Origin of the sequence: Embleya sp. NBC_00896 (genome assembly GCF_045207785.1) — a bacterium.
Lineage (GTDB): Bacteria > Actinomycetota > Actinomycetes > Streptomycetales > Streptomycetaceae > Embleya.
On record NZ_CP108776.1, the window covers coordinates 2,463,450 to 2,482,559 of the forward strand.

A 19,110-nucleotide genomic window follows, 5' to 3' on the forward strand; every position below is an offset into this window, starting at 1 on the left:
CGGATTCAGGCTTCGGCAGCTTCCCGCGAACTCGCGGGCTCCGCGTCCAACTCGTTCATGAGCTTGGTCAGACGCCGGGAGGCGTCCGCCAAATCATGCTTTGCCGCGTCGGTGATGACCAACAAGCGGCGGATTAGCGCCACTTTAGCCTCGTTCGGTAGTTGGAGCCTACGCACCCGGGCGTGGGCAACCTTCAACCGGGTGGCCAGTTCGGCGAAGAGTTCTACTTCTTCGAACTCGTTCACGTGTCGGCCTTGGTGCTCCACACCGCAATTGTGACAGCTCATCCGCCTATGGGCACAACGGGGCGGCCATTGGAGCGAACAACGAACACGAAAACGGCGGGACGCTGACGCGTCCCGCCGTTCGATCCTCGCGAATTTGCCTACTCCGCAAGGGAGTTCGTGATCAGCCCACCGGCTGGGTGCGCGGCAGCCAACTCGGCCGCCCCGCCTCGAACGTGGTGATGTCCTCCTCGTGACGCAAGGTCAGACCGATGTCGTCCAGCCCTTCGAGCAGCCGCCACCGCGTGTAGTCGTCGATCTCGAAGTCGGCGACGAGGTCGCCCGCGCGGACCTGACGATCCACCAGATCCACGGTGATCGCGGCCTTCGGGTCGGCTTCGGTCAGCGCCCACAGGTGTTCGACCTGTTCCTGCGGCAGCACGACGGTCAACAGACCGCCCTTTTGCGAGTTGCCGCGGAAGATGTCCGCGAAGCGCGCGGAAATGACGGCCTTGAACCCGTAGTTCTGCAGGGCCCACACCGCGTGCTCACGCGAGGACCCGGTGCCGAAGTCGGGGCCGGCCACCAGGACCGTGGCGCCGGCCCGCTCGGGCCGGTTCAGCACGAACTCCGGGTTCTTGCGCCAGGCTTCGAACAGCCCGTCCTCGAAACCGTCGCGCGTGACCTTCTTGAGCCAGTGCGCGGGGATGATCTGGTCGGTGTCCACGTTGCTCTCGCGCAGCGGGACGGCCGTTCCGGTGTGGGTGGTGAAGGCTTCCATCGCTCAGACTCCTGCGGTGCTCAGGTCGGCGGGTGCGGCCAGGTGGCCAAGCACGGCGGTCGCGGCCGCGACCTGCGGCGAGACCAGGTGGGTACGGCCGCCCTTGCCCTGCCGTCCCTCGAAGTTGCGGTTGGACGTCGACGCGCTGCGCTCGCCGGGCGCGAGCTGGTCGGGGTTCATGCCCAGACACATCGAGCAACCCGCGTAGCGCCATTCGGCACCGAACTCGGTGAACACCTTGTCCAGGCCCTCGGAAACGGCCTGCAGCGAGACCCGCACGGAGCCCGGCACGACGAGCATCCGCACGCCGTCGGCGACCTTGCGGCCCTTGATGATCCCGGCGACCTCGCGCAGGTCCTCGATCCGGCCGTTGGTGCACGAACCGACGAAGACCGTGTCCACCGCGATGTCGCGCAGCTTCTGGCCGGCCGTCAGCCCCATGTACTTGATGGCCTTCTCGGCCGCCGCGCGCTCGACCGGGTCCGCGATCGCGACCGGGTCCGGCACGGAGTCGCCCAGCGGCGCGCCCTGACCGGGGTTGGTGCCCCAGGTCACGAACGGCGAGAGTTCGGAGGCGTCGATGACGACCTCCTTGTCGAACACCGCGTCCGCCTCGGTCGCCAGGCTCTTCCAGTAGGCGACGGCCGTGTCCCAGTCCTCGCCCTGCGGCGCGTGCGGACGGCCGTGGAGGTACTCGAACGTGGTCTCGTCGGGCGCGATCATGCCCGCGCGGGCGCCGGCCTCGATCGACATGTTACAGACCGTCATCCGGCCCTCCATCGAGAGGGTCCGGATCGCCTGTCCGCGATACTCGATGACGTAGCCCTGGCCACCGCCGGTGCCGATCCGCGCGATCACGGCGAGGATCAGGTCCTTGGCGCCGACGCCCTCGGGCAGTTCGCCCTCGACGGTCACGGCCATCGTCTTGAACGGCGCCATCGGCAGGGTCTGGGTCGCCAGCACGTGCTCGACCTGGCTCGTGCCGATACCGAACGCCAGCGCGCCGAAGGCGCCGTGGGTGGCGGTGTGGCTGTCGCCGCACACCACGGTCATGCCCGGCTGGGTCAGACCCAGCTGCGGGCCGACCACGTGCACGATGCCCTGCTCGACGTCACCCAGCGAGTGGATGCGGACACCGAACTCGGCGGCGTTCTTGCGGAGCGTCTCGATCTGGGCGCGCGAGACCGGGTCCGCGATGGGCTTGTCGACGTCGAGCGTCGGCGTGTTGTGGTCCTCCGTCGCGATCGTCAGATCCGTACGACGGACGGGACGACCGGCCTGGCGCAGACCGTCGAACGCCTGCGGACTGGTCACCTCGTGCAGCAGGTGCAGGTCGATGTAGAGCAGGTCCGGCTCGCCCTCCGCGCGACGCACCACATGTGCGTCCCAGACCTTCTCCGCGAGTGTCCGTCCCATCGCTGTCCCTCCGGCCGGCGTCATTGCCGGCTATGTGTCCTCGGTCGCGGTCGGATGCGGCTGATTCCGCATCCGCAGTCGACGCCCTGACGCGTTCTCCCTGCATCCCGACGGGTAGCGGCTGTTCTCCGGTCATCGGGTTCGGCGCGTTGCGCCACTGTGCCGGCACCAGCCTCGGCCGCGGACTTGCGTCTCGTAATCCGAGACGGCAATATCAAGGCATGGACAACTCTAGCGGAGTCGGCGTACTCGACAAGGCCGCTGTCGTGCTGGCCGCGCTCGAAGCCGGTCCCGCCACGCTCGCGGGACTCGTCGCCATAACCGGTCTTGCCCGGCCCACGGCGCATCGACTCGCGGTCGCCTTGGAACACCACCGCCTCGTCGCGCGCGACATGCAGGGCCGCTTCGTGCTCGGCCCGCGCCTGGCCGAGCTGGCCGCGGCCGCGGGCGAGGACCGCCTGCTCGCCGCCGCCCATCCCGTGCTCGCGCTCATGCGCGACATCACGGGCGAGAGCGCGCAGCTGTATCGGCGCCAGGGCGACATGCGCGTATGCGTGGCGGCGGCCGAGCGGCTCTCCGGGCTGCGCGACACCGTCCCCGTGGGCAGCACGCTGCCGATGAAGGCCGGCTCGGCCGCACAGTGCCTGCTCGCGTGGGAGGAGCCCGAGCGCCTGCACCGCGGCCTCCAGGGCGCGCGGTTCACCGCGACCACCCTGTCCGGCGTGCGGCGCCGCGGCTGGGCGCAGAGCATCGGCGAGCGCGAGCCGGGCGTCGCGTCCGTCTCCGCGGCCGTCCGCGGCCCCAGCAACCGCGTGGTGGCCGCCGTGTCCGTCTCCGGCCCGATCGAGCGGCTGACCCGGCATCCCGGCCGACTGCACGCGCAGGCCGTCATGGAGGCCGCCGCCAAGCTGTCCGACGCGCTGCGCCGGGCGCAGGTGGAGGTCTGAAACGCGAACTCCCCGGGCGCCGACCGGCGTCCGGGGAACGGCACACCCCCGGTGCCACGCCCGGCGCCGCCGAGGCGCCGCGACAAAAACAAGAAGACCCCTCGCTGTTGCGAGAGGTCTTCTTCGAGGTAGCCCCGACGGGATTCGAACCCGCGCTACCGCCTTGAGAGGGCGGCGTGCTAGGCCACTACACAACGGGGCCTCGTACTGCTTGGTGCTGCACTCTGCTGTGAGAGGACGATCTGGTAGCCCCGACGGGATTCGAACCCGCGCTACCGCCTTGAGAGGGCGACGTGCTAGGCCACTACACAACGGGGCCAGATCTTCCATCATCATCTTCTTCCAGCGGCATCGTCCGAAAACGATGCAGCTGGGGTACCAGGACTCGAACCTAGACTAACGGAACCAGAAACCGTCGGGCTGCCAATTACCCCATACCCCAATGCTCGGTCCTTCGCCGTCACCCGGGGGCTTTTGCGAGGACTTCGCTCCGCGCTGCTCCCTTGCGGGGCGGCACGAGAAGAACTTTACCCGATGAGGCGCGCGTGACCAAAACGGGTTACCGGACCCCCGTTCGAACCACCACAAGTCCGGGTGACCCGCCCGTCATCGGCGAACCGGCGCGGCCTCCACGGCAGTCGCGCGGCGCGGCCGCGGCACGTCACCCGCGCTTGACCACCGTGTTGGAGAGGGTGCCGATGCCACCCACCGTGACCGAGACCCGGTCGCCCACGTGGATCGGGCCGACGCCCGCCGGCGTCCCGGTCAGGATCACGTCGCCGGGCAGCAGCGTCATCGCCTGCGTGACGTGCACGACCAGCTCGGCGACGGTGCGGATCATCTGTCCGGTGCTGCCGGCCTGGCGCACCTCGCCGTTGACGGTGCACGCGACGGTGAGGCCCTCCCCGTCGGACACCTGGGACAGCGAGATGTCGGTCTCGACCCAGGGGCCGAGCGGACAGAAGGTGTCCATGCCCTTGGCCCGGCCCCACTGGCCCTCGGCGCGCTGCAGGTCGCGCGCGGTCACGTCGTTGGCGCAGGTGAAGCCGAAGACCACCTCGGCGACCCGCTCGGCCGGCACGTCACGGCACATCCGACCGATCACCACGGCGAGTTCCGCCTCGTGGTGCACGTCGTCGGAGATCTGCGGATAGGCGATCTTGTCTCCGTGGCCGATCACGGACGTGGACGGCTTGAGGAACGTGATCGGCACGTCGGGCACGCCGGAGCCCATCTCGGCGGCGTGCGCGGCGTAGTTCTTGCCGATCGCGACGATCTTGCTCGGCAGCACCGGTGCCAGCAGCCGGACCGCGGACAGCGGGTACTGCTCGCCGGTGGGACGCAACTCGCCGAAGGGATGCCCCGCGATGGCGTGCACCACGAGCGACTCGGGTTGGTCGGCGTCGCCGGTCACCACCCCGAAGGACACGGAGTCGTCAGTGGAAAACCTGGCGATGCGCAAGATGGGTCACCCTTGCCGGAGAGTCGCGAACGAGACGTCCCCAGGCTACGCGGGCGACCCACGCCTCGGCGTGCGGTCACGTGCGATGCGGTGGGTTCAGGAGGGGACGTCCATCAGGTTCGTGCGCCGCGGGTTCGCGGTCCGGACCTCCGCGATCGGCTGTTCGCCGTCGGCCTCCGCGCCGCGCTGACGGGGCAGGACCACGTCGACCTGCGTGCGCCTGGGGTTGGCCGTGCTCGGGCGGTGCGTGCTGATGTTGTCCACTGTTCTCGGTTCTCGCTCGTCTCGTATGCCAACTGCGTGCAGGGTGCAGGCTTGTACAGCAAGGTTACCCGTGGTTACGTCGGGGGTGGTCACGGGTCACATCGCCGTCACGTCACGGACTGCACATCACGGTTTACACCAGGTGTTCGAACCGGGATGCCAATATGTGATTTTCACCTCCCCGGAACCTCGACAAACGTGTGGCATTTTGCCCATGATCGCCCGTTTATACCGGGTCCTTCCCCTGCAAAACGCCTTATCGGCCAAGACTTGGGCGTATCGCTATTTGTCCGGACCCCGCTATCTTGTTGCGGCCCCGTGGCTGTGCTGAAATGCCTGCGACCACGGGGGTGGTTCCCAACAAGCGGAGTTCCTTCGCCTCGCCGCCCGAACGCGGCCGAGGCGCCCTGGGAAGAACGCGAATCCAGGGATTTACGCACACGAGCCTCGCCTTACCGGCGGGTCTAACGACTGGTCACAAGAGGTTGCGACGCTAGTGCAGGGACGTCGGAAGAAGCAGCACGACTCCGCGGGGGCCCCGGCCACGGCCGGCCCCTCCTCGCCGGAGGTGCGAACCCCGCAGCAAGCCAGTGGACCCCAGGACGCCAACGGGGCTCCCGACTCCGTCGGGGACCCCATACCCAGCGCCGGGACCGCCCGGCCCACCGGGGCGGCACCGTCCCGGCTCAAGCTGCTGTTCTCGATCAGGAACTGGCGCATCCGTACCCGGATCACCGCGCTGCTCCTGCTCCCCGTCGTGGTCGCCGCGTTGCTCGGCGGCCTGCGAATCCAGTCGTCGATCGACAAGACGCGCGAGATGGACACGGTGCAGAAGGCCGCCGCCATCATCGACCAGGCGTCGACGCTGGCCACGTGGCTGGAGCAGGAACGTGACTTGCTCGCCCAGGCGAGTGTCGGTCCTTCGCCCGAGCTGACCGCCGAGGTCGCCAAGGCCAAGAAGCAGACCGACGATCAGGTAGCCACGTACAACGCGTCCGTCGCGAAGCTGAACACCGACTCGATGCCGGTGCTCGGTGCCACGCTCGTGGAGGTCGGCCACTCGCTGACGAGCCTCAACCAGGCCCGCCAGGACGCCTTCAAGACCAGCGCGCGCAGCACGGTCGACGCGTACAACAAGATGATCCTGCAGCTCCTGCAGATCAACCAGGAGGCACCCGAGGTCACCCGGGACGCCGAACTGATCCAGGGCGCCCGCGCACTCGGTACGTTCGGCGAGGCGAAGGCGTACGCGTCCGCGCAGCGAGCCGTGGTCATGGCGTACGGCCTCAAGCCGAACGACATCCCGGCCGAGGCGGCCGAGACGCTGAGCCGACTCAACGAGGCCGAGCAGAACGCCACCGTCGAGTTCGTCAACGTCGCGCCCGCCGAGTGGAACAGCCTGTACAAGACGAACGTCAGCCGCGACAAGATCACCGCGGTCGAGGAGCGCTTCCAGCTCTTCAAGCGCCTGGTCAACGACGCGGTCGACCCCGCCGCGAGCAGGACCGGCACCTTCGGCAAGCTCCCCGTCTCCAACGAGTTCACCACTCAGGAGTGGTGGACGCTCTCCACCGACAAGATCGGCGCGCTCGGCCAGGTCGAGGCCCAACTCGGTCTCAAGCTGTCGGCCACCGCCGACGAGCTGCGCGACGAGGCCCGCACCGCCGCGTTGGTCAACACGATCCTCGTCGTCGGCGCGCTGTTGATCACGATCCTGCTCGGTGTGATCGTGGCGCGGTCGCTGGTGCGCTCGCTGAACACGCTGCGTCGTTCCGCGCTCGAGGTCGCCGAGGAGCGACTGCCCGAGACGGTGCGCCGACTCTCCGAGTCGGATCCCGGCGACGTGGACCTGACGATCGAGCCGATCGGTGTGCTCTCCCGGGACGAGATCGGCCAGGTGGCCCGCGCGTTCGACGCGGTGCACGCCGAGGCCGTGCGACTCGCCGCCGAGCAGGCACTGCTGCGAGGCAACGTCAACGCGATGTTCGTCAACCTCTCGCGCCGCAGCCAGAGCCTGATCCAGCGTCAGCTCGCGCTCATCTCCGACCTGGAGAACCGCGAGGCCGACCCGGACCAGCTCGCCAACCTGTTCAAGCTCGACCACCTCGCGACCCGTATGCGTCGCAACGGTGAGAACCTTCTGGTGCTCGCCGGTGAAGAGCCCGGCCGCCGCTGGACCCGACCGGTTCCGCTGGTCGACGTCCTTCGCGCCGCCGCCTCCGAGGTGGAGCAGTACGAGCGGGTCGAGCTGGGCGCGCTGCCCACCACGGACATCGCGGGTCGCGCGGTCAACGACCTCGTGCACCTGCTCGCCGAGCTCCTCGAGAACTCGACGACGTTCTCCAGCCCGCACACCAAGGTGCGCGTCACCGGCCACATCCTCCCGGACGGCCGCGCGCTCATCGAGATCCACGACAACGGCATCGGCCTCACCGGCGACGACCTCGCCGACGCCAACCAGCGGCTGGCTCGCCCGCCGGTGGTGGACGTCTCCATCTCGCGTCGCATGGGTCTGTTCGTGGTCGGCCGCCTGGCCACCAGGCACGGCATCCGCGTCCAGCTCCGGCCGGGCGAGGGTGGCGGTACGACCGCGCTGGTCATGCTCCCGATCGAGCTCATCCAGGGCGACCGCCCCGGTGGCGGCGACGGTTGGAGCAAGGGCGGCGACAAGACCGCGGCCGCCGTTTCCGGCTGGACCGAGGAAGTGCCCGCGGCCACCGCCGCGCCCGCCGCTCCGGCTCTGCCGGGGCCCCGAGTGGGCGGCCGGGCCGAGGAGCGCAACCGGCGGCGCGAGCTGCCGCAGCGCGGTGTCGACGCGCCGGCGCAGCCGGTCAACCGGCCGCCGCAGATCGCACAGCCGCAGCCGCCCCAGCAGGCTCCGGTCCAGCAGGAGCCGTCGTACGGCAGCACGCAGTCGTGCGCGGCCCCGTCCTTCCAGGACGGATCGGCCGCGCAGGACACGCCGTACCCCGGCACGGTGAACCCGTTCGCGAGCGAGCCCGGGGTCACCAGCACCGGGTCGCACCGCGCGCCGAGTTCGCCGCCGCCGGCCACGCCCGGTCGCGACAACCCGTTCGCTCCGGTCGCGCCGCAGGAGCAACCGCGTCAGGACGACCCGCGCACCGGGTCCTTCCCGGCCGCGCCGGCCGCACCCGTGTTCGGCGACAGTCGTCGGGCCGAGCCGCAGCGGCGGGAGTCGCAGCAGCCGCAGTACGGGCACGACACGGGGTCCTTCCCGGCCCCGCCGCAGATCGGCAACGGCTCCGGCCCGGTGGGCGACACGGCGCAGTTCGCGTCCCCGTTCGGTTCGCCGTTCGCGGACGAGCCGCGGCCCGGGGCCGACCGGGGCGGATACGAGCGGCCCGCGCAGGGGTTCGACCGCCCGGGCACGGAACTCGCGCCCCGGCGCGACGACCAGCAGTGGGGCACGGAGTACGACGGGCTCACCCCGGTGGCACCCGTGCCGCCGATCGAGCCGGTCGCACCGCCCGCGAACGTCCCGTCCGCGTACGACACACCGCGTCGCGAGGACCTGACGCGTCGTGAGGAACTGCCGCAGCGCGAGCAGTTGCCTCGGTACGACCAGCCGTCCCCGACCGGGGACTCGCTGCCCGTACTGCGCGGCCCGCAGACCCGTCCGGTGCCCGCCCCGCAGCAGCAGGACGAGCACACCCGGGCGGAGCAGGCCCGCGGCCCGCAGGGCGACGTCCGGCCGGCGGCCTCGCCGTTCGCGCCGGCCGATCCCTTCCAGCAGGGGAACAGCCCGTTCGCGCCCGCCGGTTCGCCGGAGATCGCCGCTCAGGGGGGCGCTCCGTCCGAACTGGACATGAGCGCGCCGCCGAGCACCGGCGACGACGGCAGGCTGCCGATCTTCGACACGCTCGAGTCGGACTGGTTCCACCGCCAGGGCAACCGGGGCGGCCGCATGCGCGCCGCGCAGGTCCGTTCCACGCCTCGTGGCGGGGAGACGGACACGCCGGAGCGCGAGCAGCCGCCCGCGCCCGACGCGGATCCGCTGGGCAACCTCGACCGCCGGGTGCCGATGGCGACGAACCCGCCGCAGGTCCCTTCGGTCGAGACACCGAGTCGGCCGATCGAGCAGTCCCCCGCGTTCGGCGGTGGGCGTCAGCAGCCCGTCACCGACATGTTCGGCACTCCCACGGAGCCGGACGAGATCCCCGAGCAGTCCACCTCGGTCGCACCCGCCGCCGGCCCCCAGGGTCAGCAGTCCGGCTGGTACTCCGCTGGTGACGACGGCTGGCGTGCGGCCGAGGCCGCCCGTGAGCCTTCCTCGGGTGGCACCACCGGAGCGGGCCTGCCCCGTCGTGTGCCCCGTGCCAACCTGGTGCCGGGCGGCGTCGAGCAGCAGGCCGGCGGGGCCCAGGCCCCGAGTGGTCCGGGTACGGCGCCCATGGCCGGCGGCTCCCGCCAGGAGCCGATTCGGCCGACCGCGCCTGGCGCTCCGGGTCTGTCCCGGTCGCCCGACGAGGTTCGCGGGCGTCTGACCAACTTCCGCCGGGGCATCCAGCAGGGTCGCACCGCCGGGTCCGGGGGATCCGCCCCTCGGCCTCGTGACGAGAACAACCAGGAGCAGGCATGACTGAGAAGTCGTTGAGCCAGGCCGCGCAGAACCTGAACTGGCTGATCACGAACTTCGTGGACAACACCCCTGGGGTGTCGCACACGGTCGTGGTCTCCGCGGACGGCCTGCTGCTCGCCCTGTCCGAGGGCTTCCCTCGCGACCGGGCCGACCAGCTCGCCGCCGTCGCATCGGGTTTGACCAGCCTGACCCAGGGTGCGTCCCGTATCTTCGAGGGCGGGCACGTGACCCAGACGGTCGTGGAAATGGAACGGGGTTTCCTCTTTATCATGTCGATTTCGGACGGCTCGTCGCTGGCCGTGCTGGCTTCGCCCGAGTGCGACATCGGCCTGATCGGCTACGAGATGGCCCTGCTCGTCGACCGCGCGGGCGCCGTGCTCACGCCGGCCCTGCGGGCCGAACTCCAAGGTGCACTGCCGCGATGACGCCTCCGGATATGTCCGATCACGGGGACCAGGAGTTTCACGAGACCCTGGTCCGCCCGTACGCCATGACCGGTGGTCGCACCCGGCCTCGTTATCAGCTCGCGCTGGAGGCCCTGGTCACCACCACACCTCAGGTGGCCAACCCACCCGGCCTGTTGCCCGAGCACCAGCGCATCTGCGCGCTGTGTCGGGAGGTCAAGTCGGTAGCCGAGATCTCGGCTCTGCTCACCATCCCGCTCGGCGTGGCCCGCGTACTGGTCGCGGACCTCGCCGAAGCCGGGCTGGTGGTCATCCACCAGCCCGGGAACGACCAGGGGCAGCCGGACGTCACGCTGCTCGAAAGGGTGCTCAGTGGACTTCGCAAGCTCTAGCCCGGGCCCGGTCCCCGCCAGGTCCTCCACCACGTCGGCGAAGATCGTCGTCGCCGGCGGATTCGGGGTCGGCAAGACCACGCTCGTCGGCGCGGTCTCGGAGATCGCGCCGCTGCGGACCGAAGCGGTCATGACGTCCGCCAGCGCCGGTGTCGACGACCTGTCGGCGACACCGGACAAGCAGACGACGACCGTCGCGATGGACTTCGGTCGCATCACGCTGGACGAGGATCTGATCCTGTACCTCTTCGGTACGCCGGGTCAGCACCGCTTCTGGTTCATGTGGGACGACCTGGTCCGCGGTGCGATCGGCGCCGTGGTTCTCGTCGACACGCGTCGCCTCGCCGATTGTTTCCCCGCGATCGACTACTTCGAGAACAGTGGCCTGCCGTTCATCGTCGCGCTCAACTGCTTCGACGGATTGCAGACCCACCACGCGGAGGATGTCCGCGAGGCTTTGCAAATAGGGCCGGACACACCGATCGTGAGCTGTGACGCACGGCGTCGCGAATCGGCGAAGTCGACCCTGATCACGCTGGTGGAGCACGCGCTGATGGCGCGGCTTCGCTGACCTTCGGTACCTGTCTGCACCTGTTTTTTCGTACTGCGTACCACCTGCTTTTGGGCGGGCCCCGAATCGGGGCCCGCCCAAAGTCTTGTGCGGCCGGTGAACTCCGTGCGCCGTGATTACCAAGGGTGTTCGCGGAATTCGACAAATGTGTGACAGGCGCCGCGACATGCCCGGGCGGGTGCCCGCCTCGTGCCGCGCATTGCTAAGGTCCTCCCATAGTCATCTGTTGCCCAATTGATATCAGAGCGTTTTGAGGCGCAGGCCCAACAACGAACCGAGGTGGGTTCGGTGGACGACAACAGCAGGCGCGCGGCGCAAGCGGCCCGCCTTCCGATGGTGGACGGAACGACCGAATCGGGGCTGCCGAGAAGGCCCCCGCAGGCCAATCTGCTGCCCGGTGCGGCGGCCGAGGGATTCGACCCCGAGCGGGACCTCCCCGTCTCGCGGGAACCGGAAGAGGTCCGAGGGCGACTGGAACGCTTCGCCGTCGGGCGCGAGTTGGCACGTCTCGAAGAGAGCGAACCGCTGCTGCCGCCCAACCCGATGACCGCGGCGAGTCCGCTGGCGTCGTCGCCCGTCCGTCCGCCCGCCCCGGCGCCCGCCCCCGTCCAACCGCGGGCCGCCAAGCCCCCGCTCCCGACGCCGCCTCCCGGGTCCCTGTCGCCGCTGCCGGCGGGCTGGGACGAACCGTGGGGCGACGGGTGGCGATCGTTCCGCCCCGGCCGCCCCTGACGGTTCGTCAGGCGCCGTTCCACAGACCGTCACAGGTCCGGTCCGGGGGATGTCGGTGGGTCGCACCCGCCGAGATCCCCCGGGCCGGGGCCTATGCCTCCGTGTCCGGTCCACCGGGGGTGAGCCCGGCCTTGAGCAGGCCGTAGGTGTAGGCGTCCTCCAGGGCCTGCCACGAGGCCGCGATCACGTTCTCCGCGACGCCGACGGTGCTCCACTCCTTCTTGCCGTCGGTGGTTTCCACCAGCACCCGCGTGATCGCGTCGGTGCCGTGCCTGCCCTCCAGCAGCCGCACCTTGTAGTCGACCAGTTCGAACGTCGCGAGCTGCGGGTAGATCCGCTCCAGGGCCAGCCGCAGCGCGCGGTCGAGCGCGTTGACGGGGCCGTTGCCCTCGCCGGTGGCGACGATCCGCTCGCCCTTGGCGTGCAGCTTGACGGTGGCCTCGTTGACCGGGACGCCGTCGCCGCGCTGCTCGCTGATGGCACGCCACGACTCCAACGCGAAGAACCGGGCGCGGCCCAGGCTCTCGTCGCGAAGCAGCAGTTCGAAGGACGCGTCCGCGGCCTCGTACGTGTACCCGGCGGCCTCGCGCTCCTTGACCTGGTTCACCACCCGGCCGACCAGTTCCTTGTCGTCGGAGAGGTCGTAGCCGAGCTCCTTGCCCTTGAGCTCGATCGAGGCGCGCCCGGCCATGTCCGAGATCAGCATCCGCATGTCGTTGCCGACGAGCGCGGGGTCGATGTGCTGGTACAGGTCGGGGTCGACCTTGATCGCGGACGCGTGCAGCCCGGCCTTGTGCGCGAACGCGGACACGCCCACGTAGGGCAGGTGGGTGGACGGCGCGAGGTTGACCACCTCGGCGATCGCGTGCGAGATCCGGGTCATCTCGCGCAGCCGGCCCGCGGGCAGGACGCGCATGTCCTTCTTGAGTTCGAGGTTGCCGACCACCTGGAACAGGTTGGCGTTGCCGACCCGCTCGCCGTAGCCGTTGGCGGTGCACTGGACGTGCGTGGCGCCGCCCTCGACGGCCGCGATCGTGTTGGCGACCGCGCAGCCGGTGTCGTCCTGGGCGTGGATGCCCAGGCGCGCGCCGGTGCGGGTGTGTACCTCGGTGACGATCTCGCGGACCCCGCTGGGCAGCATCCCGCCGTTGGTGTCGCACAGGACCACGACCTCGGCGCCCGCGTCGTGCGCGGCGGCGACGACGCTCAGCGCGTACTCGGGGTTGGCGCGGTAGCCGTCGAAGAAGTGCTCGCAGTCGACGAACACCCGGCGGCCCTGCGCGCACAGGTGCGCGACGGTGTCGCGGACCATCTCCAGGTTCTCTTCGAGCGTGGTGCGCAGGGCCAGCGAGACGTGCTTGTCGTGCGACTTGGCCACCAGGCACACCACCGGCGCCTCGGCGTCGAGCAGGGCCTGGACCTGGGGGTCGGCCGCGGCCGAGGTGCCGGCCTTGCGGGTCGAGCCGAAGGCCACGAGGACCGCGTTGACGAGCCGGAGCTCCTCCTTCGCGCGGCGGAAGAACTCGGTGTCCCGCGGTACCGCGCCGGGCCAGCCGCCCTCGATGAAGCCGACGCCGAACTCGTCCAGGTGACGGGCCACGGTGAGCTTGTCGGACACCGTCAGGTTGATGCCCTCGCGCTGCGAACCGTCCCGGAGGGTGGTGTCGAAGACGTGGAAGGTGCTCGGGTCGGTCGGGTTCGTCGGGTGCATTGGCCTCGGTTCTCCCATCGATCAAATAATGGCGGGCCCGCGCGCTGATCGCCGCCGGGGGTGGGGCGGCCAAACAAAAAGACCCCTCGCGGTCGCGAGAGGTCTGCGTGCGGGCGGTGGGCGATGCGAAGGACACTGTCGTGTCGTCGCGCGTACCCCTTGTGGGGGGATCAGCCCGTTGCCGGCACGCTGCGGCTAATAATGAGCCACTGCTGCATGGTGCGGAGTCTTGCACATTCGGTTGCGTGTGGTCTCGCGGTCTCACTATGTGGGCCGGCGTGTCTGCGTAGCGGCCGTGCGGCGCGGGTGTGCCCTGGAGCGTGGTGCGCGCTCCCGGGTGTCCACCCGCGCCGCCCGTTGCGTCCGGGGGGTGACTTGCGGTCACAGGCATCGGGGCCGGCGTTCGCCGGTGGTCAGACCTGGTGGGTCCAGCCGTGGACGTCCTCCGCCTTGCCGGTCTGGATGTCGACCAGCGCCTTGCGGAGCTCCATCGTGATGGGGCCCGCCTCGCCGGTGCCGACGGTCCAGCTCGCGGTGCTGGACTTGACCGAGCCCACCGGGGTGATGACCGCCGCGGTGCCGCAGGCGAAGACCTCGGTCAGGGCGCCGTTCTCGTTGCCCTGGCGCCAGTCGTCGACCGAGATCAGGGCCTCCTCGGTGGCGTAGCCGCGGTCGGCGGCGAGCTGCAGCAGCGAGTCGCGGGTGATGCCGGGCAGCAGCGAGCCGGTCAGGCGCGGCGTGACGATCCGCGCGTCCTTGCCCTCCCCGTACACGAAGTACAGGTTCATGCCGCCCATCTCCTCGATCCAGCGGCGCTCCACCGCGTCGAGCCAGACGACCTGGTCGCAGCCCTGCTCGATGGCCTGGGCCTGGGCGACCAGCGACGCGGCGTAGTTGCCCGCGCACTTGGCCTCGCCGGTGCCGCCGGGCACGGCCCGCACGTACTCCTGCGACAGCCACACCGAGACCGGCCTGACGCCGCCCGCGAAGTAGGGGCCGGCGGGCGAGGCGATGACCAGGAACAGGAACTCGTTGGCCGGGCGCACGCCGAGGCCGACCTCGGTCGCGAACATGAAGGGCCGCAGGTACAGGCTCTCCTCGGGCGCGCTCGGCACCCACGCCGCGTCCTGCCGGATCAGCGCGTCGACGGCGGCCACGAACAGGTCCTGCGGCAGCTCCGGCATCGCCAGCCGGCGGGCGGACGCCTGGAAGCGCGCGGCGTTCGCGTACGGCCGGAACGTGGCCACGCTGCCGTCGGGGCGGCGGTACGCCTTGAGACCCTCGAAGATCGACTGCGCGTAGTGCAGCGTCATGTTCGCCGGGTCGATGTCGAGCGACGCGTAGGGCGTGAGCTGCGCGTCGTACCAGCCACGACCCGCGCTCCACTTGATGCCGACCATGTGCTCGGTGAACACGCGGCCGAAGCCGGGGTTCTCCAGGCGCTTGGCACGCTCGGCGTCGCTCAGCGGGTGCGCGGTGGGCTTGAGGTCGATCGGCAGGGAGGCCTGGAGGGCGGGCTCCTGCGGGGCGGCGGTCGTCATGGCTGGTCTTCGTCCTTCACCGTGGAGTATGGCGGGGCTGGGTGCTTGTGGGACCCGGCTTCCGTCGAAGTGTTCTCGATGGAAGTGTTCCCGGATACCGCACCGGCGTTCCACCCGGTGAGACGTTAACGCAGTCGACCGGGATCCCGACAGGCGCGGCCCCCGACCCGCCGGATGGTCGATTCGCCGATCCGGCAGGGGGTACGCGTCGACGGTCCCGGTCGACGGACGTGGTGGATGCCGGCGAAATCAGCCGGCTACTCGGGCCGCGAGCGCGTCGCCGATCTGCGACGTGCCGCGAGTGCCGAGGGTGCCGCGCTCGGCGAGGTCCGCGTACACCGCGGCCTCGACCTTGCGGGCCTCGGCGGTCAGGCCGAGGTGCTCCAGGAGCATCGCCACCGACAGCACGGTGGCGGTCGGGTCGGCCTTGCCCTGACCTGCGATGTCCGGCGCCGAGCCGTGCACGGGCTCGAACATCGACGGGAACTCGCGGGACGGGTTGATGTTGCCGCTCGCCGCGAGGCCGATGCCGCCGGCGATGGCCGCGGCGAGGTCGGTGATGATGTCGCCGAAGAGGTTGTCGGTGACGATCACGTCGAACCGCTCGGGCTGGGTGACCATGAAGATGGTCGCCGCGTCCACGTGCAGGTAGTCGGTGGTGACGTCGGGGAACTCGGCCGCGACCGCGTTGAAGATCCGCGTCCACAGCCGGCCCGCGAACACGAGCACGTTGTTCTTGTGCACGAGGGTCAGCTTCTTGCGCGGACGGGCCTGGGCCCGCGCGAACGCGTCGCGCACGACCCGCTCGATGCCGAACGCGGTGTTGACGCTGACCTCGGTGGCGACCTCGTGCTCGGTGCCGGTGCGGAGCGTGCCGCCGTTGCCGGTGTACGGGCCCTCGGTGCCCTCGCGGACCACGACGAAGTCGATCTTCGCGTCGGCGCCCAGCGGCGAGACGACACCGGGCGCGAGCCTGGCCGGGCGCAGGTTCACGTGGTGGTCGAACGCGAAGCGGAGCTTGAGCAGCAGCCCGCGCTCCAGCACCCCCGAGGGGACGCTCGGGTCGCCGATGGCGCCGAGCAGGATCGCGTCCTGGCCGCGCAGCTCGGCGAGCACGCTGTCGGGCAGCGTCTCCCCGGTGCGGTGGTACAGGCGGGCACCGAGGTCGTACTCGGTGGTCTCGACCTTGATCTCGGCCGGGAGCACCGCGCCGAGGACCTTGAGGCCCTCCGCGACCACTTCCTGGCCGATACCGTCACCGGGAACCACTGCGAGACGAATGCTGCGAGACATGCGGTGGACCTTACCTTCCGTCCCATGGGCTGACATGTGCAGTCCGAATGTTGGGACGCATCGGTGCGAATCGTGAGCTGTCAGCGGTCCTCGTCGGCGGGGCTGCCGCCGTTGTCACGACGGTCGAGGGCGCGCTGGAGGGCGCGGGCGGCGTTGCGGCGCGTGGTCTCGTCCATGGGTGCACTTCCTTCACAAGGCTCGGGTGTCTACACGGTGTGTGACGGACACGTGCAGTGGCCTTGTGGGCGTGCTGAAATGTCCTGCCGTACAGGGATTTCCGGGTACGGAAGGGCCGTCTTCTTTCACGGTAGGCGACGGTTCACGTCGTGTCTGCAATTTACTCGGAGTTCCTACTATCTGAGACCGCACGCCCATCGCCGGGCGTGGCGAACCGGTCGGAGCGGCGGCTCCGGACATGCCGAAGGCCCGGGAACCTCGCGGTTCCCGGGCCTTGCGAGCGGGTGCTGCGGCCGTCAGTCCTCCATGTTGACCGAGCGGACGAACGCGGCGCCGATCTCGTCGGCGATCTCGCTCAGGTTCTGCGGGGCCACCGTGGTGTCGACGGTCAGCGCGACCAGCGCCTCGCCGCCCTTGGCCGCCCGCGCGACCTGCATGCCGGCGATGTTGACGCCCGCCTCGCCGAGGTGGCGGCCGATCACGCCGACCACGCCCGGCTTGTCCGCGTAGCGCAGGAAGACCATGTGCGAGGTGAGCACCAGGTCCACGTCGAAGCCGTCGACCTCGACGACCTTCTCGATGTGCTTGGGGCCCGCGAGCGTGCCGGAGACCGAGACCTCGCCGCCGTCGGCGAGGGTGCCGCGGACGGTCACCAGGTTGCGGTGGTCCGGGCTCTCCGAGCTGGTGGTCAGCCGGATCTCCACGCCGCGCTCCTGGGCGAGCAGCGGGGCGTTGACGTAGGAGACCGACTCCTCGACGACGTCCGCGAAGACACCCTTGAGGGCCGCGAGCTCGAGCACCTTGACGTCGTGCTGGGTGATCTCGCCGCGCACCTCGACGTCGATCCGGACCGCGACGCCGCCCGCGAGGGCGGTGAAGATCCGGCCGAGCTTCTCGGCCAGCGGCAGGCCCGGGCGCACGTCCTCGGCGATCACGCCGCCCTGCACGTTGACCGCGTCCGGCACGAGTTCGCCCGCGAGCGCGAGCCGCACCGACTTGGCCACCGCGACGCCGGCCTTCTCCTGCGCCTCGTCGGTGCTGGCGCCCAGGTGCGGCGTGGCCACGACGTTGTCGAACTCGAACAGCGGGCTGTCCGTGCACGGCTCCTTCGAGAACACGTCGAGACCGGCGGCGGCGACCCGACCCTCCTTGAGCGCGGACGCGAGCGCGACCTCGTCGACGATCCCGCCGCGGGCGGCGTTGACGATCCGCACGGTCGGCTTGACCTTGCGCAGCGCCTCGTCGCCGATCAGGCCGAGCGTCTCCGGGGTCTTGGGCAGGTGCACGGTGATGAAGTCGGACTGCTCCAGGACCTCGTCCAGGGTGAGCAGGCGGACACCCATCTGGGCGGCGCGGGCCGGCTGCACGTAGGGGTCGTAGGCCACGATGTTCATCCCGAACGCGGACATGCGCTGCGCGACCAGGACGCCGATCCGGCCGAGGCCGACCACGCCGAGGGTCTTCTCGGAGAGCTCGACGCCGGTGTACTTGCTGCGCTTCCACTCGCCGTTCTTGAGCGCGGAGCTGCCCTGCGGGATGTTGCGCGCGACCGAGATGATCAGGCCGCAGGCCAGTTCGGCGGCGGTGACGATGTTCGAGGTCGGCGCGTTGACGACCATGACGCCGGCCTTGGTGGCGGCCGGGACGTCGACGTTGTCGAGTCCCACGCCGGCGCGGGCGACGACCTTGAGCCGACCGGCGGCGGCGATCGCCTCGGCGTCGACCCTGGTGGCGCTGCGGATCAGGATGGCGTCGACGTCGGCGATCGCGGACAGCAGCTCACCGCGGTTCGCACCATCGCAGTGGCGGATCTCGAAATCGGGTCCGAGGGCATCGACGGTGGCCGGGGACAGCTCTTCGGCGATGAGAACGACGGGCTTGCTCACGGTTTTCCTTCGCGTGCTGCGATGACGGGTGGCCGCGTGGAAGACGCACGACGGGGTGGCCTGACGCGTGGCCGATCCTACCGCCGCCCTTGTGAATGACTTCACAGATGTCCGATGTGTGGACTCCGGGCGTGTGGGGCAACGTCTCCGACTTCGCGTCGGATCAGCGTGCGGATCGGTCGTGATTGCGATGCGGCCAGTGCCGCGGACGAGGGTCGCGGACCGCTCAGTCGGCCGCGAGGAACCAGCCGATGGTGACCCTGCGCTGGCCGTTCAGGTCCAGGATGACCACCTCGCCCGAACCCGGCCTCGGCAGCGGCGTGGTGCCGCCGTAGGGCAGGGTGCGCGCTTGACCGTCGTCGACCTGCACCTCGGCGACCGGCGCGTCCTGGGAGCCGCGCCGCCACGTGACCCACCACGTCATGTCGTCGCCGTACTGGAATTCGAGGTGGACGCGGGACACGAACAGCCAGTCGGCCGGCGTCACCAGGTGACAGCGGGTCGCGTCGCGACCGACCGCCAATGTCGCTCCGGGCCGGCTCGGCGCGCTTGCCATCAGCATGGCAACCGTCGCCGCGTCGTCCGCCCCCGAAGTCGACGCCATGTTGAGATCGAGCACCGATTCCTCCCCCACGCTCCTGGTCGACAGTCAATCCCGCGTCCCGATCCCGCCGCTCGGTTCGACGCCACCTTCGGTCGACTCCACCCC

16 protein-coding genes and 3 tRNA genes are annotated in these 19,110 nt (G+C 70.2%); 6 read left to right on the top strand and 13 right to left on the bottom strand.

Features of this window, described 5'->3' with window-relative positions:
* Positions 1–5: 5 nt before the first annotated feature.
* The 3 genes from OG928_RS10960 to leuC all read right to left on the bottom strand — a co-directional run bounded on the left by OG928_RS10960 (position 6) and on the right by leuC (position 2,421).
* Positions 6–287 carry a hypothetical protein gene (locus tag OG928_RS10960; RefSeq protein WP_406282339.1) on the bottom strand — a complete coding sequence of 94 codons (282 nt, stop codon included), beginning with the start codon at positions 285–287 and terminating at the stop codon, positions 6–8.
* Positions 288–408: 121 nt separating this feature from the next.
* Positions 409–1,005, bottom strand: a complete 597-nt coding sequence (gene leuD, locus OG928_RS10965) for a 3-isopropylmalate dehydratase small subunit (RefSeq protein ID WP_406282342.1) — start codon at positions 1,003–1,005, stop codon at positions 409–411.
* Between the two features lie 3 nt (positions 1,006–1,008).
* The gene (gene leuC, locus OG928_RS10970) at positions 1,009–2,421 is read right to left on the bottom strand and encodes a 3-isopropylmalate dehydratase large subunit (protein WP_406282345.1); all 1,413 of its coding nucleotides are present in this window, start codon (positions 2,419–2,421) and stop codon (positions 1,009–1,011) included.
* A gap of 221 nt (positions 2,422–2,642) precedes the next feature.
* Here leuC and OG928_RS10975 point away from each other — a divergent pair, with 221 nt between their 5' ends.
* Complete coding sequence (locus OG928_RS10975) at positions 2,643–3,368, top strand: IclR family transcriptional regulator (protein WP_406282348.1); 726 nt, start codon at positions 2,643–2,645, stop codon at positions 3,366–3,368.
* A 129-nt stretch (positions 3,369–3,497) separates the two neighbouring features.
* Here OG928_RS10975 and OG928_RS10980 read toward each other — a convergent pair.
* The 5 genes from OG928_RS10980 to OG928_RS11000 all read right to left on the bottom strand — a co-directional run bounded on the left by OG928_RS10980 (position 3,498) and on the right by OG928_RS11000 (position 5,094).
* Positions 3,498–3,570, bottom strand: a tRNA-Glu gene (locus tag OG928_RS10980).
* A 41-nt stretch (positions 3,571–3,611) separates the two neighbouring features.
* Positions 3,612–3,687: transfer RNA gene (locus OG928_RS10985), tRNA-Glu, on the bottom strand.
* Positions 3,688–3,738: 51 nt separating this feature from the next.
* A tRNA-Gln gene (locus OG928_RS10990) sits at positions 3,739–3,810 on the bottom strand.
* Between the two features lie 219 nt (positions 3,811–4,029).
* Complete coding sequence (locus OG928_RS10995; RefSeq protein WP_406282351.1) at positions 4,030–4,830, bottom strand: fumarylacetoacetate hydrolase family protein; 801 nt, start codon at positions 4,828–4,830, stop codon at positions 4,030–4,032.
* Between the two features lie 96 nt (positions 4,831–4,926).
* Positions 4,927–5,094: a hypothetical protein gene (locus tag OG928_RS11000; protein ID WP_406282354.1), complete on the bottom strand. Its 168-nt coding sequence runs from the start codon at positions 5,092–5,094 to the stop codon at positions 4,927–4,929.
* Positions 5,095–5,590: 496 nt separating this feature from the next.
* Here OG928_RS11000 and OG928_RS11005 point away from each other — a divergent pair, with 496 nt between their 5' ends.
* The 5 genes from OG928_RS11005 to OG928_RS11025 all read left to right on the top strand — a co-directional run bounded on the left by OG928_RS11005 (position 5,591) and on the right by OG928_RS11025 (position 11,793).
* Positions 5,591–9,694, top strand: coding sequence for a nitrate- and nitrite sensing domain-containing protein (locus OG928_RS11005; RefSeq protein WP_406282356.1), 4,104 nt, complete (start codon positions 5,591–5,593; stop codon positions 9,692–9,694).
* Entirely contained in the window at positions 9,691–10,119 is a 429-nt protein-coding gene (locus OG928_RS11010) for a roadblock/LC7 domain-containing protein (protein ID WP_020553297.1), read from the top strand. Before OG928_RS11005 ends, OG928_RS11010 begins: the two co-directional genes overlap by 4 nt.
* A complete protein-coding gene (locus tag OG928_RS11015; protein WP_406282359.1) occupies positions 10,011–10,490 on the top strand; it encodes a DUF742 domain-containing protein in 480 nt (159 codons plus the stop codon). Before OG928_RS11010 ends, OG928_RS11015 begins: the two co-directional genes overlap by 109 nt.
* Entirely contained in the window at positions 10,471–11,061 is a 591-nt protein-coding gene (locus OG928_RS11020; protein ID WP_078975288.1) for an ATP/GTP-binding protein, read from the top strand. Before OG928_RS11015 ends, OG928_RS11020 begins: the two co-directional genes overlap by 20 nt.
* A 288-nt stretch (positions 11,062–11,349) precedes the next feature.
* The gene (locus OG928_RS11025) at positions 11,350–11,793 is read left to right on the top strand and encodes a hypothetical protein (RefSeq protein WP_406282362.1); all 444 of its coding nucleotides are present in this window, start codon (positions 11,350–11,352) and stop codon (positions 11,791–11,793) included.
* Between the two features lie 91 nt (positions 11,794–11,884).
* Here OG928_RS11025 and cimA read toward each other — a convergent pair whose 3' ends face one another.
* The 5 genes from cimA to OG928_RS11050 all read right to left on the bottom strand — a co-directional run bounded on the left by cimA (position 11,885) and on the right by OG928_RS11050 (position 19,020).
* Positions 11,885–13,504, bottom strand: a complete 1,620-nt coding sequence (cimA, locus tag OG928_RS11030; RefSeq protein ID WP_406282365.1) for a citramalate synthase — start codon at positions 13,502–13,504, stop codon at positions 11,885–11,887.
* A gap of 413 nt (positions 13,505–13,917) precedes the next feature.
* Positions 13,918–15,045, bottom strand: coding sequence for a branched-chain amino acid aminotransferase (locus tag OG928_RS11035; protein WP_406282368.1), 1,128 nt, complete (start codon positions 15,043–15,045; stop codon positions 13,918–13,920).
* Between the two features lie 249 nt (positions 15,046–15,294).
* Positions 15,295–16,338: a 3-isopropylmalate dehydrogenase gene (locus tag OG928_RS11040; RefSeq protein ID WP_406282371.1), complete on the bottom strand. Its 1,044-nt coding sequence runs from the start codon at positions 16,336–16,338 to the stop codon at positions 15,295–15,297.
* A gap of 473 nt (positions 16,339–16,811) precedes the next feature.
* Positions 16,812–18,401 (bottom strand): phosphoglycerate dehydrogenase, encoded by a 1,590-nt coding sequence (gene serA / locus OG928_RS11045; RefSeq protein WP_406282374.1) that lies wholly within the window; start codon positions 18,399–18,401, stop codon positions 16,812–16,814.
* A gap of 226 nt (positions 18,402–18,627) precedes the next feature.
* A complete protein-coding gene (locus OG928_RS11050; RefSeq protein WP_406282377.1) occupies positions 18,628–19,020 on the bottom strand; it encodes a hypothetical protein in 393 nt (130 codons plus the stop codon).
* Between the last annotated feature and the right edge of the window lie 90 nt (positions 19,021–19,110).